Here is a 14131-nt window from a genome sequence, read left to right on the forward strand (position 1 = left end):
TGTGATCGTATGCGGGGCGTAGACGAGGTATATGTTCGATGAGCCTGCGAGGCCACCACAGGACTGAGTCGACCCACGAGCAGGGAATCAGTTTCTTAGTCGTCCGGCTCGGAAAAACTCGCCTGGCGTTGCCGGCTGATGGCGTGCGAGGTGTGTTGACGCCTGCTGAGGCAGGAGTCGGCGACTCTATCAAAGCGGTCGGGATTACCTATCAACATCTCGACCTCGTCGGTTTTCTCATGATCTCGGCTGATTTCGATACGGCCGATACACGCGTTGTTCTGTATTCAAACGGGCGATCACACGCAGCAGTGAGAGTCGAACAGGTCTTTGGTCTGACAGAAGTCGAACCGGTCCAATGTATTCCCCTGCCAGCCCATTTTCGAGCCGACGAGCGAACATGGTTTTCAGGAATGATTCTTCATGGGGAAGGGCTCGCGCTTATCGTAAACCCGACGTGGCTCCTCGGAGAAGTCGCCGAGGTCGTGTCTATGACGCCGGGCGGCATGTTGCGATAGCATGCAGAGCGAACCGGTGGGAGTACCGCGTTATGCTGAGAGCTTCGAAGCAACAAGAAAAGTCCGTCGATATCAAACGATCGTGGAATCTTCTCATTTTTTCGATCGGGGGGGAACGATTAGCTGTTCGCACAGATGATATTGGCGGGATCGCCCACTGGACAGACAGTATTGCAGTGCCGAGTCGGACGCCATTTGTGCAGGCTATGCTCCGACGCGAGAAGGAGTTGATGCCGGTCTATGATCTGGCCGCGCGGTTGAATCGTACGTTGGTCGGAGATCCGTTGTTGTGCCTTGTCGCGAAGCATCTCGACGGGTTAATGGCAATCTGCATTGACGGCGACATGCCATCGCTTCACACCATCGATGCTGGTGCGCTGCAGTTCAGCACCAGGGCGGATATTGAAACGATTGGGAGTTTTAACGACGGCGACGGGGAGATTCCGGTTGTCGCACTGCAGACGCTCGGGGGATCGAGCGCGAGCCATAATGGACACGCGACCGGGTTGTAAAGGAGAAAGGAAGTTCGTATGCCGAAGGTGCTAGTGGCCGACGACAGTATCGCCGTTCGGAAAGTCGCAGAACGGCTGCTGACGGAAGCTGGTTTGGGAGTAACCCTCGCCGCGAATGGCGAAGAAGCTCTCACATCTCTGGCAAAAGAATGTCCAGATTTGATCGTGTCCGACGTGATTATGCCGGACAAGAGCGGGTATGAGGTCTGCGCATTTGTCCGGTCACAAGCTGCATTTGCCGCGATTCCCGTCCTGCTAATTTCTGGAATCGTGAACGATGAGGTCACCAAACAAGCCGAATCGTGCCGTGCGGACGGAGTTCTGAAAAAGCCTTTTCAAGGAACTTCGCTCAAGGATCGCGTGCTCGAGCTTTTGGCCAAACGCGAAAGCCCGGAGGCTGCGCCGCCGAAGGCGAAGGAAGAAAAAGCTCAACCTCCAAGTTCGGCGAAAATATCTCCACACCTGTCCGATGAGCAATTGGTTGCCAATCGGCAGGCGGTTACCAAGCTCAAGCAGATAGAGGATGAATTGCAGACCGAGCGGCAACGAACGGCACAACTCTCTCGTCGAGTGGCGGAATTGGAGGGCCAAGGGGGGCGCCTGAAGGAGCTGGAGTCGGCTTTGGCATCAGAGCGAGACCAGTCCGCCCAGTTTAAAAAGCACGCTGCCGATGCCGGAAATTTGGCGACCCGGGTGCAAGAATTGGAAGCGACCGTCACGGCGGAGCGGGAACGATCGGCTCAAGCCGCAAAAAAGCTGTCGGAAGCTGCCGGTCTATCCAGCCAAGTTCAGGAGCTGGAAGGCGCCTTGAAGAAAGAACGGGAGATGAATGGACAGTATGCCGTTCGGATAAGCGAGTTGCAAAAAGGTGCGGCCCGTGCTCAAGAGTTTGAAGCAGCTCTGAATGCTGAACGCCAAGCCGCAACGCAATTGGTACAACAAATGACGGGGCTGGAGAAAACGGCCAACAAGGTTCAGGAGATGACCCAGCAATTGAACAAGGAACAACAACAGGTAGCGGAGCTGACCCGTCGATTGAACGAGACCGAACGAGCAGCAACGCGAGCTGCTGCGCTCGAACAAGAAATTACGGAAGCCAAACGTAAAATTGGCGAGCTTACCGCCCGTCTTGGCGAATCTGAACGAACTCAAGTCAAGATTCAAGAATCGGAAACATTGCTACAAACGGAGCGGGATCGAAACGCTGTGCTGGCACGGCGAATTACTGAAGCAGAGCAAGCCACTATTCAAGCAACCAAGCGCTTTGAAGAGATGGCCAAAAAACTCGGCGAAATTGCCGGGTTGGCATCGCAGTTGGGGAATGGGACGCGGCGGTCCTGATCGCGAGCGATCCAGCTCCAGGTGGACCGCCGTCGCAAGGGACTGGCTTGATGTCTGTCGATGCAGAAGACGATTTTCAGAAAGAGCTGGTTGACCTCTTCGTCCAAGAGGCCCACGAGTGGTTACAAAACATTCATGTGGCGCTGGACGAGTTGCAGCAGGGACCGGGTCCAGATCGTCACCAGAAGCTCATTGAGATTATTAGAGGTGGCGTAAACAATCTCGGCGGCTCAGCCGCCACAATCAATCTTCCAGTCGTCGAGCAAGCGAGTTTCGCCGCGCTCCCATTCATCGACGCGATTCGAGACCCTCACAAGACCTTCTCCGTTCAGGATTTCCTTTCCCTGTGCAAACAACTCGGACAGATCCACACCGCATTGACGAAAACGACGGGTGTCTCGTTCGATGAGACAAGCGAGACGGCTGCTGAGACGATTCGACAGACGATCCCCATTCCAGACTTTGTTCAGGCGCTTCAACTTCTGCAACAGACGCATCAGCTCTCCGGTCGCAACCTTGTACAGGGACTGATCGACCAGATGGAGAGCCAGCTCCGTGCTGGCGTCGATCAGGTCGACGTGCGAGCGCTGCACGATTTCTTAGCCAGGGTTTCGGATGCGGAAGAGGCGTTTCTGCGAACAGTTCAACAATCCTTGCCCGCTCTGGCTGACAAGGTCCGCTCTCTTGTGACAGATGGGATTCCGGAGCGGCAGGATACGGAGATTATCGAGGCGTCGTTGCGCGATGTTTCTCAGCTTCGCACAGATGCGCAACAGGTCAATGCCGCTCCGGTGATGATCTTTCTGACCGGTCTGCAGAGTCTGCTTTCCGTGGTCAATCAGCACCGGGTGCTCGTGACGGCAAAGCGGCTGGCAGCGGTTGAAGGGCGTGTTCGCTCGATGGCCGGAATCATTCAGCAATGGGTTGAGCTTGGGCAGGTTGAACGTGCGGCAATCAACAAACTCCTTCCGAACACACAGTAGCACTGGTGGAATGATTCCGTGTAACGGACTCATCCCTTGACTTGTTCATGTGATGAACGCATGCTGAAGTAAACGATACGACACGGAGGAGAATATACGCCACCGAGCACAAACGGTTTTCCGTCATGGCAGGAATGAGGTGCCGAAGACAACGTTAATGAAGCATCACTTTTGATCGGGTCTATAGTGTGATCGACCAACATTCAACACAATGGTATCAGAGCGCAGTCGAACGGCTGACGCAGGTTGCTGCAGAAATTCAGCGGCAGGACGTCCTCGATCTGAAGGGCGTGTCAGTGCTCGCGTCGAACATCGTCGAGTCGCTTGGCAAGAGCGATCAATTGCTGGTCGAAGCCCTTGCCGGACCGAGCGGCCCACCACTTCTTACAAATCTGGTTAACGTCGGAATCCTGGCAACAAAGGTGGGAGTGGGGCTCGGCTATTACGGACGAGAACTAGAACGACTGGCTTTGGCTGGGCTTATGCACGACGTGGGCTTATTCGCTGTTCCGCAGTCTTTGGTCACCAAGTCTGGCCGTTTGACTCCTGAAGAGCGCATGCTGGTCGAACAACATCCAGAACTCGGGTACCAAGCGTTGCGCAAGCTCGGACCGACGCATGACTGGCTGGCCCAAGTCGTCCGCCAAGCCCACGAACGGTGGAACGGGCGAGGGTACCCTAACAAACTCAAAGGCCGCCAGATCACCGAGTTCGCTCAAATCATCGGTGTCGTGGACGTGTTTGACGCACTGGTCAGCCCGCGTCCGTATCGCCGACGTTTCTTTCCTCATGAGGCGGTACGCGAACTCATGGTGGTTGAGCGGACGGCGTTCCCGCGAGAAGTCATGAAGGCCTTGGTCGAACAACTCTCGGCGTATCCGATCGGTACGTCGGTTCGGCTCTCGACCGGTGAGTTGGGCACAGTAATTCGAGTCAATACACGCTATCCACTCCGCCCGGCCGTCATGATCAGGGAGACAGAACCGGAGGGCCTTGAATCACGACACGTTGATCTGAGTACGTTACCGCTCGTAACGATCATTGAGACCGTGGAACCTCCCGATATCGCAAGACTTTCATTTCCGACACAGGCCAAAAAGACTGAGCCTATGGCATCGGTTTCGGATCAATTTTCATCCTTGCTGGAAAGTCTTGATGCAATAGCGAGCGCGATTCAGGGTGTGGTTGAGTCGGCCGGACCTGGCCGCCATGAAAGCGATAACTCTGCTCGAGATGAATCATCGCGAGCGCAGGGACGAACCGCTTCCCGAGAACTTGTCGATGCGTCTTTTGAAAAAGAAGTGGTCGGATTATTTGCGCTCGAAGCGCATGAGTGGTTGGCGCAAATTCAGACGACGCTCAAAAAGTTGAGTGAAGGGGCCAACCAAACTGTTCGACCAAAGCTTTACGGGATCATCCTCCAGGGAATCACCAATCTCGCGAAATCAGCCGCAACGGTTCAGTTATCGGCGATTGAGCAGATGGCGTCGAATCTCTTGCCAATCTTGCAGGAGGTCGGACGACAAGAGCCACGGGCAGCGGCTGCGGCACTGAACTCACTTCATGAAGGGCTGGCACGTATCAGCATGGCCGTTCATCGTTTGACCGGCGGGCAGGGAGACGAATATCCCGCACCAGTTCCTGTCAGTGAAGGGCCAGCAGTTGAACCTGCATCGTCCAGTTCACCGGCCAACCATGAAAAAGTGGCTGCACCTCGGTCAGTGATCCAGGCATCGACGGCTGGTGGCCTCCCGCTTCTGACAGCTTTGCGGGAACTCCATCAGGCTAGGGCGAGGTCCGTCCAACCAACCAGAGACGTCTTGGAGGCCGTCATTCTCATGGCTGAACATGAGGGTGGCGATCTAGAAGCAACTTCAATTGATCGTATTCTCAATGAGTTAAACATCCTTGATGAAGAGTTTGTTGAAGAAGTTCGAAAAAGGGTTCCTGTCATTATACGAGAGCTTCACAACTTGCGCAGTCAGGAAACAACCGATTTTGTGACCGCCACTCAACTTGACCCGATTGTGCGAGAGGTTGACACACTGCACGACCTGGCAAGCCGAGTTCAGGCCTCAATGATGACGATGTTTCTCCAAGGACTACAATCGTTCTTACTCGTGACAGCCTACAGAAAGGCATCAACGCTGCCGCAACGACTAGAAATGGTCGAAGCACGGATGCAGGCCCTCATTCCAATGGCAGAACAATGGGTCAACATTGGGCGGCTTGAGCGGGCCGCCATCAGCGAAATTCTGCCTGCCTAACTCGTCGAATCTTTCTATCTACTCCTTACGTAGCGTTGCCGAACACGTCGTAATTCCAACTCGGTCGTCCCGACTGTATAATGTCCCGTCAACGTCTTCGCTATGCCAAAACTGGTTACCATCTGGCGCGAAAAGGAGATTCTAGAGCAGGCTCGTCACTACGTCCGGTCATATATCCTCCTTCCAGCCGGAGTCGTGGGACTTGTCTGTATGGTCGGTGCGCTTGGAGGCCTTGGTTATCAATTTATCGGCGCCGACGGTTACACAGGAGCAACCTTCTGGCAAAGTTCAGGGTTGATCATAGGTGGGGCCTTCTGGGGTTGGATTCAGACACGTTATCATCGATACCTTCTGACGAGGTTTCCTGAAATTTTTGCATCCCGCCTGCGCACCGCTGTGCGGCAGCAAGGAAAAAAGGCCAAGGGCGACCAATCCGCGCAGCCGACCACCACTCATCCCGGTCGGCAGCTGGTTCCAATCGTCTATAGTGCTGGTTTACTCATGTTATGGGGAGCGTCAGCCGTGACGTTACGGTATGGACATGTGGACACGCTCCCCGCGCTATTGATGCCTTGGGCTGGGTTCTACTGGGCGAAATTGTTCTTCTGGCGAGGAGTGGTTTCGTAGGGTTCTGACGGCTGATGTTAACGCGCGCGAGATTTTCTCTTCGCCCTCTTGACCGATGGTGCGGATGGCCTGGCTTCCTCTAGCCTGTTAATTCGTTCCTCCAAGGTACGGACCAAATGCCGGAGCTCCGGGAGGCGGGGGATCACTGCCTGAGCCTTCAGCCATGTGTCGTGCGGCATGATCGGAGCACCGGAGACGATTTGATTCGACGCCACATTCCGGTTCACTCCTGCTCGCGAAGCAATAATAACCTCATCTCCAATCTGAATGTGGTTTGCAAGTCCGGCCTGTCCTCCGATCGTTACATGATGACCGGTCGTGGTACTGCCAGCAATTCCAACCTGCGCGACAAGAATGGAATGTTCACCGATGGTGACGTTATGTGCAATCTGGACGAGATTGTCGACTTTGGTGCCTTGCTTGATAGTCGTATAATCACGCGGCATTGTTGCGCGATCAACAGTTACATTGGCGCCCAATTCGACGTCATCTTCAATAATCACGCCGCCGAGTTGCGGCCTTTTGTAATGCTTGCCCTGCTCTTGGACATAGCCAAACCCGTCACTACCGACGACTGTGCCGCTGTGGATGATCACCCGGGCACCGATTACACACCCTTCGCGAACGACGACGTTGGGATAGAGGACCGTGTGGTCACCGATTGCCGAATCATCGCCCACAAAAACTCCGGGATAAATGGTGACAGAAGAGCCGATTCTGACTCGGTCACCGAGGGTAACACCAGGCCAGATTGAGACGTCGAAGCCGATCTGCACGTCCGCTCCTTTGACTGTACTTGGCGCGACCCCACGCGAAGTAGTAGCCGGGCAGAAGAATGTTCGGGTAACACGGGCAAATTCAAGTGAGGGATTGGAGAGAATGATATGAGGGCAGCGCACTTCAGTCAGACGACGATGGGCGAGGAGTGCACCGGCTTGGATTGGTTCGTTGGTCTTGAGCCAGCGGTCTTCCGCGACAAATGCTAGGTCTGTGGATCGTGCCTTATTAAGACTTGCAACGCTCGTGATCGTCACATCAGGAGACCCAATAAGTTCTCCACCCGTTACCTGATGAATCTGGGAGAGGGAGATGGGGGTCTGTGGACGGGGAACAGCCATAAGCCGGTTACGATCGTTTCTTGCTGGATGCCTTGGAAGGTTTCCTTGATGCACTTGTGCTCTGCGTGTTGCCTAGTCGTTTATCAACATAAGCGATCACGTGCCCAACCGTGGTCAAGCCGACGAGGTCTTCATCTGGAATCTGAATATTGAATACCTCTTCAATGCGATAGAGCAGTTCGATCACGGCCATTGAATCAAGACCCAAATCATCCCGCAAATGATGGCTCTCGATGATCGAACTGGGATCGCGCTTGAGGTATTCGGCAAGAGCGGTGCTGATCTTGACCGCGGTCGTTGTCGAGGTGGCCATGGCGTCTTTTCTAAGTAGTAACTCGTTTCAATACTACAGCAGCGTTGTTGCTGCCAAATCCAAACGCGTTAAGGAGCGCTGTGTTCACACGACGTTCTTGCCCGGATCGTGAGATGCCTGGCAAGGCGCAGGCTGGATCTGGATCAGCATAATTGGCGGTTGGATGAATCCGTCCGGTGTGAACGGAGAGGATCGAAGCAATGGCACCGATCGCCCCTGCAGCTCCGAGGGTGTGGCCGATCAGCGACTTGGTGGCGTTGATGGCGATCTTCTCCACGCGGGCTTTAAATACGTGCCGGAGGGCCTTCGCCTCGACGGCATCACCGATCGGTGTCGAGGTGGCATGGGCATTAATGTAATCCACCTGGGCTGGTGTGATACCCGCGTCTGCAAGGGCCAATCGCATCGTGGTCGCCACCTCTTCTCCATCTTCTCGAGGAATGACCATATGATATGCCTCGCTGGTGGCGGCATATCCGGCGATCTCTGCATAGACGTGGGCCTTCCGCTTTTTCGCGTGAGCTGCCGACTCAAGAATCAGCGCTCCTGCCCCTTCGCCCATCACAAATCCGTCACGGCCCTTGTCAAATGGGCGGGAAGCCTGGTCAGGCCGGTCATTATATTTTGTCGAAAGAGCCCGGAGAGAACAGAAGCCGGCGAATACCAACGGCGTGATGCTGGCGTCGGCGCCGACTGTTATGACGACATCTGCACGGCCTTCTCGAATGCACTGAAGTGCCTGCCCGAGCGCATGGGCGCTCGAAGAGCAGGCGGTCGAAATAGTTAGATTGGGACCTTTGGCCCCGTAAGCCATCGCGATGATGCCAGAAGCAGAGTTCAGCGTAATCATCGGGATGAAATTCGGATGGACTCGGTGAGGTTTCTGTTGTTGATACAGTTGAGTGATTTCTCGTTCTCCCATCACCATGCCCCCCATGCCTGCTCCTACGATCACGCCGACACGATGAGCATTTTCCTGTTCCATCTGGAGATGAGAGTCTGCCAGCGCCTCTTTGGTAGCAACGAGCGCAAATTGCGCGTACCGGTCAACTCGTTCTGGAAGGACACCGGTTAAGAGCTGCTCAGGAACAAAATTGTGGATTTGGCCGGCCACACGTGAACGATAGCCGTCCATAGGGAATGGTTCAAACGAGCTGACCGCAGTGATTCCTGAGCGACCGGCCAACGCGGCTTTCCAGAATTCTGAGACGCCGATCCCGATCGGAGAGACGACCCCCAGTCCAGTAATGACTACGCGAGCTGGCATGAGAGACTAATCCTTCCTCAAAACCCCAGCCTCAGTACTTACCGGAAGCCGGCCATCCAGTCAACCGGCCCGGTGAGATACAGGACCATACGCTTTGCTAGTAGCGTACTTTGAACATCAGATAGAGCGCGAAGCTCAGAAAGAGGATATTGGCCGTCCAGCCGGCCATCATTGGCGCCAAGGCTCCGCCACGACCCAGAGCAATGGCGATCGAGTGAGCAGTCCAATAGCAAAATCCTACCGCGAGCGCTTGCCCGATGCCAATTGCCATGCTCCTCCCACGGACACCACTTCGCCTGAGGCTCATGGCAATGCCGATGAGCACCATGATGATTGTGACAAACGGAAACGCAATACGACCATGGTAATCCGTGAGCAATCGGGAGAGCTGTGCGCCTTCGTGGGACAGGCGGGCAGTATAGGAACGAATGTCGCGAATGGTCATGTTCTCAGACTCACTCCCAAAGCGCGATGTGAAATCCTCGGGAATCAACGGCAAGGCAATCGGCTGCCGATCAAACTCGACGACCGAAACGGAGCCATCAGGAAGAAACCGCCGGTGCCGTCCGCGGTAGAGGATCCATTCTTCACCACCGTAGCGAGCCTCTTCAGCTTCGGTCAAATCCACGAGACGAAATCCCCGCTCGAACTGAAAAAGGCGAACACCGCCGATCAATGTGCCGCCGACGGCTCCGCTGGTCACATTCAATAAGGTCTGAGGTCCTACTCTGATCCAGGGTTGTTGAATAGTTAACGTAACAGCCGGGGGTCTTTTTTCAATCTTTGTGACGCGAATGTCTTCAGCCTTGTTGACCGCTAAGGGAATGATCGTCGAGCTGAACCAGAGGAGAATCAAAGCGACGCCCACGGCAAGTGTCAGGAAGGGGGACGCGATCCAGGGTAAACTAATCCCGCAACTACGCATCGCCGTAATTTCGTGGCTGCGTGACAGGAGCCCCAAGGTCAGCAGCGTAGCCATTAAGATCGCCAACGGAGCAATTTGGAATGAAATGGCTGGAGTTTTGAGGGCAAAGTACGCGAGCACATCGATCAAGCTGGCATCATAACTCAGAAACCGGCGGACTTTTTCAAAAAAATCGATGACGAGATAAATCGTCATGAGACCGGTGAAGCACATCAAAAATATCCTGGCAAACTCTCGCAGAATATATCGAAAAAGGATCGTCATAACCTATCGGCGGCTGATGGTATGAAACCACCACAACGTGATAAGGGCAAACATACCGTTGGGGATCCACGCTCCCGCAAAGGGCGTGATAACCAAGGTCGTCACTAAGAATTCGCATCCCACGTTCAGGACATAATAGATGATCACGACGAATACGCCGACAGCGAACCCGCCGATCCGTCCCGACCGTTTCGACACGATGCCGACCGGTACTCCGAGGATGCAAAAGATAAGCGAGGCAGTCGGAAATGCCAGATCTTTGTAGTATTCGATCAAGCGCCGCAAGGCGGTAGAATCGCGCCAGGCAGATTGATCCAGTCGAGCCACGATGGAGTCATAGGATGGGCGCTCTTCTGTGGTCGAATACCCGCTTTGGTTCAGTGACAGCTTGAGGTCATAGCTGGCAAAGGATGTTTCTTGGTATTGATCCGCTTCATCGGGACGGCTGTGGATGACTCCATTTTGCAGGCGCAGCGCGACCTGGTTGTTCGAAGGCTCCAGAAGCACTTGATACTGTGTGGCGACTATAATTCTGGGGTCCTCGACATTACGTTCATCTGAGATGAAAATGCTGGGCGTAGCGCCAGGATCTTGAGCATCGGTAACAAAGATCACCAATCGCGGGATAGGTTCATTGAACGTACCCCGTTCCAACGCCAATACCAATTGGTCCCTCAAAAGGTTGAGTGCCACCTTCTTTAAGTTAACGGAACTCCAGGGCTGTCCCCATTGGGCCAATAAAAGAGTCAGGCTGAAAACGAACACCGCAAAGAGAAAGACCGAACGGGAGAGTCGGAACAGGCTTAAACCGGCGGCCCGCATCGCAACCAGTTCTCTGTCAAAGGACAACCGTCCAAACGCCGTAATGGACGCGATGAGACCGGCAATGGGCAACGTGAGGACGAGGAATGAAGGCAGGAGATGGACGAAAACTTTTATGACCGCGAGCAAGCCAACCCCTTTTGCGACAAGCAGTTCGACCAGACGAAGTAACTCTTTGGTTAGCATCACAAAACAGAGCACCCCGAGGCTGAGCCCGAAAGGAGCGAAAAGCTCAGAAAAGATATAACGATCGAGCAGCGTGCGCAGAAACATCAGAGGGGTTACTCTCCTATCGATCGATGCCACTATAGGCGAGTGAGCGGGCCTTGTCTAGAAAACTGCTGCCTGGAGATAGGCCACAAAGAATTGCTTGACAGGTGTGAATCGCTATGTTACATGCTCCGCGATTTTTAATTGAGATGGGTTTTGTGAACGCTTCACGTCTCCTCCAGCGAGCCCGTCCTCAGGTCTTTTTCATCAGCTGTCATTCTGTCTTTATTGTTAGTCAACGTCAGGGGTTTGGGCCGGTCACGTAACATCGCGTGACCGTTGAGGAAAGGAGGGTTTTTGTGAAGACGAAAGGCACTGTGAAGTGGTTCAATGATCGAAAGGGGTTCGGGTTTATTCGTCTTGACAGCGGAGAGGACGTGTTTGTCCATTACTCCGCGCTCCAGGGCGATGGATTCAAGACACTCAAGGAAGGAGAGAACGTCGAGTTTGATATCGTCCAAGGGGCGAAGGGACCCCAGGCCGCGAATGTGATGAAGATGTCCGTCTCCGCGTCATAAAGGACGAAGTTTTCTTCAAGTTGCTGACGAAGGTCTGCTGCACTCTCTGTGGAGCAGACCTTCGTCGTTTCTCAGGGTTTCTGTTTACCCATTTCGTTGACAAAACCCATTGATACTGTTAGCGTTTGTTCGTTATGGAGGTCTGCTTTGGGCACTGACCGCGGGAAGGTGCTGCATAACGCCCAACTCTTTGCTTCACGAGGCCAATTTGATGCGGCCATTGCCGAATGGAAGAAGCTCATAACGGACTCTCCGGCCGACGGGAGCCTGCATAATTCCATCGGAGAGTTGCATCTCAAGCGGAACGCAAACGCGGAGGCGGTGGCGGCCTTTCTGCAGGCTGCGAACGCGTTCCGTGCAGAAGGCGCCACCCTCAAAGCCATCGCGACCTACAAGAAAATCCTCAAGATTGATCCCTCTCGTTACGAAGTGTATCGGCATCTTGGGGATCTCAACGCCGAACGGGGCTTGTTAAGCAGCGCAGTCCAGGATTATCTGACATTGGGCAAGCATTACCTGAAGGAGCGGAAGACCAAAGAAGCGCTCGACATCTACAAGAAGATAGTCAGCCAAGATCCGTCGAACCTGGATGCCCAGCAACGAGTGGCAGAGCTATGCCTGCAGCAGAACATGCAGGACGAAGCCACCAAAGTGTATTTACAGTTGGGACGGGAGCGGTCGGCTCAGCAACGGTATGCTGAAGCGAAAGATGCCTATCAGGCGGTGTTACGGATCGATCCGTCCAATAGCGAAGCGACCCAGTTTATCGAAAACCTTGAGAAGGGTGGAGGCACGCCGGCAACGGTCAAACCGAAAGCAGGTCAGGTAACCAGTTCGTCCAAGGGCTCAGAATTGCCCGATATGCTGGCTGAAGCCACCCGCCGCATTGAGCAGAAACAGTTTGCCGGAGCCGAGGCGATTCTCAATCAGCTGTTGACAAGGGAACCGGGGAATCCGCAGGTCTGTCAGCTGCTGGCGCGGATGCATCTGCATCGCGGGGATCTCCAAGTCGCATTGGGCGAATATCGATTCCTTGCCGGCGCAGCCCTCCGCGCGCATGACCTCTCGTCGGCCGAAGCCTTGATCAATGAATACCTTGCCGTAGAGCCGAGCTCGGTGCCGATTCTTGAGCTCTATGGCGAGTTACACGAAGCAAAGGGGAACATGGCTGCTGCCGTGGCGCAATACGCAAAGGCCGTTGAAGCCTTATTGAAGCATCCAGAACCTGGGTTGCCGACGCTACACCAGGAGATCTTCGACAAAATCAAAACATTGGCTCCCGACAGTCCGACAGTGAATCGACTTGAAATGCTCATGCAGGGGGGAACGGTCACGGAAGTACCATCCGTGGAGCCGGTCGCAGAGTCGCCGGTTCCCACCGCAGAGTCGAAGGTAAGCAGTGAAGGAACCCTACCGAAACAATCGTTGTGGACAGGGACAGAATCTGATGATGTCTGGAAGCGAGCCTCAACGAGTCGTGCCTCGCAGAATCGGCATGTCGACTCCCAAGAGGCTACGGCTTCCGCACAGAATACATCGGCCGCTGCTGGTCCGGCAGAACCATTGGCGGTCAACGCGGCCCCTGATGCCGTCAGAGCACCTCATTCGGCAGGAATGACCCCTCCGACGGAGGAACAATTCCAAATCTTCATGCGGGATGGGAAACAAGCGGAAGCAGAGCAATGGCTTGGACGTCTGGCTAATGAACGGCCGACGGACGTCGAGGCGCGGGAACTCTTGGGCTCCTTGTTTGAACGGAAAGGCGACGGGCCTGGAGCTGCGCTGCACTATGCCCGTGCGCTCGAACTGCTGCTGGAACACCCTGATGACAAAAAACCGGAACGACCGCGTGCTCTTTACCACAAGGTGAAGGAACTGGCTCCGGCCAGTCCCATTGTAACTAAACTTGCGCCAATGTTTGCGCCAAAATCGGAAGAGCCAGAGATGGCGAGCACCACAGCCGACGATTCGAGCACGGTCGCCAATGGACTCGATCCGGACATTCATTACACGCTGGGCGTTGCTTTCAAAAACATGGGATTGCTCGATGAAGCCAAAGAAGAATTTGCTCAATCAATGGCAGGAAGTGATCTCTTCCTCGATTCCTGTCTGATGACAGCGGTCTGCTTGAAAGAGCAGGGACAGGGGAAGGCCGCAAGCGAGCAGCTCGAACAACTTTTAAACGACGCGCGGTGTCAGGGTGCCAAGGCTCAGGCCATTCGCTACGAACTGGGATTGCTTTACGAGACACAAGAACAATGGCAGAAAGCGACCGCGATTTTTGAATCCATCCCCACCTTTCACGACGTGCCTAAACGTCTCGACGCGCTGCGACATACTCAAAAACCAAAGCCAGCCGCCGGAGCCTTTCGCTACGCCCCATAGG

Annotated in this window: 13 protein-coding genes; 8 read left to right on the forward strand and 5 right to left on the reverse strand. The window is 54.5% G+C overall.

The window, feature by feature from the left end:
- The first annotated feature begins 38 nt into the window (after window positions 1–38).
- The 6 genes from VEI50_15380 to VEI50_15405 all read left to right on the forward strand — a co-directional run bounded on the left by VEI50_15380 (window position 39) and on the right by VEI50_15405 (window position 6248).
- Window positions 39–518: a chemotaxis protein CheW gene (locus VEI50_15380; GenBank protein ID HXX76511.1), complete on the forward strand. Its 480-nt coding sequence runs from the start codon at window positions 39–41 to the stop codon at window positions 516–518.
- Window positions 519–550: 32 nt separating this feature from the next.
- A complete protein-coding gene (locus VEI50_15385) occupies window positions 551–1030 on the forward strand; it encodes a chemotaxis protein CheW (GenBank protein ID HXX76512.1) in 480 nt (159 codons plus the stop codon).
- Window positions 1031–1048: 18 nt separating this feature from the next.
- Window positions 1049–2371: a response regulator gene (locus VEI50_15390; GenBank protein HXX76513.1), complete on the forward strand. Its 1323-nt coding sequence runs from the start codon at window positions 1049–1051 to the stop codon at window positions 2369–2371.
- Window positions 2372–2421: 50 nt separating this feature from the next.
- Window positions 2422–3354 carry a hypothetical protein gene (locus VEI50_15395; protein ID HXX76514.1) on the forward strand — a complete coding sequence of 311 codons (933 nt, stop codon included), beginning with the start codon at window positions 2422–2424 and terminating at the stop codon, window positions 3352–3354.
- 188 nt (window positions 3355–3542) lie between these two features.
- Window positions 3543–5621, forward strand: coding sequence for an HD-GYP domain-containing protein (locus tag VEI50_15400; protein ID HXX76515.1), 2079 nt, complete (start codon window positions 3543–3545; stop codon window positions 5619–5621).
- A 102-nt stretch (window positions 5622–5723) separates the two neighbouring features.
- A complete protein-coding gene (locus VEI50_15405; GenBank protein ID HXX76516.1) occupies window positions 5724–6248 on the forward strand; it encodes a hypothetical protein in 525 nt (174 codons plus the stop codon).
- A gap of 17 nt (window positions 6249–6265) precedes the next feature.
- Here VEI50_15405 and lpxD read toward each other — a convergent pair whose 3' ends face one another.
- The 5 genes from lpxD to VEI50_15430 form a co-directional block, all read right to left on the reverse strand.
- Window positions 6266–7366: a UDP-3-O-(3-hydroxymyristoyl)glucosamine N-acyltransferase gene (gene lpxD, locus VEI50_15410; GenBank protein HXX76517.1), complete on the reverse strand. Its 1101-nt coding sequence runs from the start codon at window positions 7364–7366 to the stop codon at window positions 6266–6268.
- 7 nt (window positions 7367–7373) lie between these two features.
- Complete coding sequence (locus VEI50_15415) at window positions 7374–7679, reverse strand: acyl carrier protein (GenBank protein HXX76518.1); 306 nt, start codon at window positions 7677–7679, stop codon at window positions 7374–7376.
- Window positions 7680–7689: 10 nt separating this feature from the next.
- Window positions 7690–8946 (reverse strand): beta-ketoacyl-ACP synthase II, encoded by a 1257-nt coding sequence (gene fabF / locus VEI50_15420; protein HXX76519.1) that lies wholly within the window; start codon window positions 8944–8946, stop codon window positions 7690–7692.
- A 97-nt stretch (window positions 8947–9043) separates the two neighbouring features.
- The gene (lptG, locus tag VEI50_15425; GenBank protein HXX76520.1) at window positions 9044–10135 is read right to left on the reverse strand and encodes an LPS export ABC transporter permease LptG; all 1092 of its coding nucleotides are present in this window, start codon (window positions 10133–10135) and stop codon (window positions 9044–9046) included.
- Window positions 10136–10138: 3 nt separating this feature from the next.
- Window positions 10139–11230, reverse strand: coding sequence for an LptF/LptG family permease (locus tag VEI50_15430; GenBank protein ID HXX76521.1), 1092 nt, complete (start codon window positions 11228–11230; stop codon window positions 10139–10141).
- A gap of 296 nt (window positions 11231–11526) precedes the next feature.
- Between VEI50_15430 and VEI50_15435 the strand changes: the two genes are divergently transcribed.
- Both VEI50_15435 and VEI50_15440 read left to right on the forward strand, forming a co-directional pair.
- Window positions 11527–11745, forward strand: a complete 219-nt coding sequence (locus tag VEI50_15435; GenBank protein HXX76522.1) for a cold shock domain-containing protein — start codon at window positions 11527–11529, stop codon at window positions 11743–11745.
- A 147-nt stretch (window positions 11746–11892) separates the two neighbouring features.
- Window positions 11893–14130, forward strand: a complete 2238-nt coding sequence (locus VEI50_15440) for a tetratricopeptide repeat protein (GenBank protein ID HXX76523.1) — start codon at window positions 11893–11895, stop codon at window positions 14128–14130.
- Window position 14131 lies beyond the last annotated feature (1 nt).

The organism is Nitrospiraceae bacterium, assembly GCA_035623075.1.
Classification (GTDB): domain Bacteria; phylum Nitrospirota; class Nitrospiria; order Nitrospirales; family Nitrospiraceae; genus DASPUC01.

Coding starts and splice junctions, on each gene's coding strand:
- VEI50_15415 (HXX76518.1), bottom strand. CDS start 7,679: ATGGCCACCTCGACAACGACCGCGGTCAAGATCAGCACCGCTCTTGCC.
- VEI50_15430 (HXX76521.1), bottom strand. CDS start 11,230: ATGTTTCTGCGCACGCTGCTCGATCGTTATATCTTTTCTGAGCTTTTC.
- lptG (HXX76520.1), bottom strand. CDS start 10,135: ATGACGATCCTTTTTCGATATATTCTGCGAGAGTTTGCCAGGATATTT.
- VEI50_15385 (HXX76512.1), top strand. CDS start 551: ATGCTGAGAGCTTCGAAGCAACAAGAAAAGTCCGTCGATATCAAACGA.
- VEI50_15405 (HXX76516.1), top strand. CDS start 5,724: ATGCCAAAACTGGTTACCATCTGGCGCGAAAAGGAGATTCTAGAGCAG.
- lpxD (HXX76517.1), bottom strand. CDS start 7,366: ATGGCTGTTCCCCGTCCACAGACCCCCATCTCCCTCTCCCAGATTCAT.
- VEI50_15380 (HXX76511.1), top strand. CDS start 39: ATGAGCCTGCGAGGCCACCACAGGACTGAGTCGACCCACGAGCAGGGA.
- fabF (HXX76519.1), bottom strand. CDS start 8,946: ATGCCAGCTCGCGTAGTCATTACTGGACTGGGGGTCGTCTCTCCGATC.
- VEI50_15390 (HXX76513.1), top strand. CDS start 1,049: ATGCCGAAGGTGCTAGTGGCCGACGACAGTATCGCCGTTCGGAAAGTC.
- VEI50_15395 (HXX76514.1), top strand. CDS start 2,422: ATGTCTGTCGATGCAGAAGACGATTTTCAGAAAGAGCTGGTTGACCTC.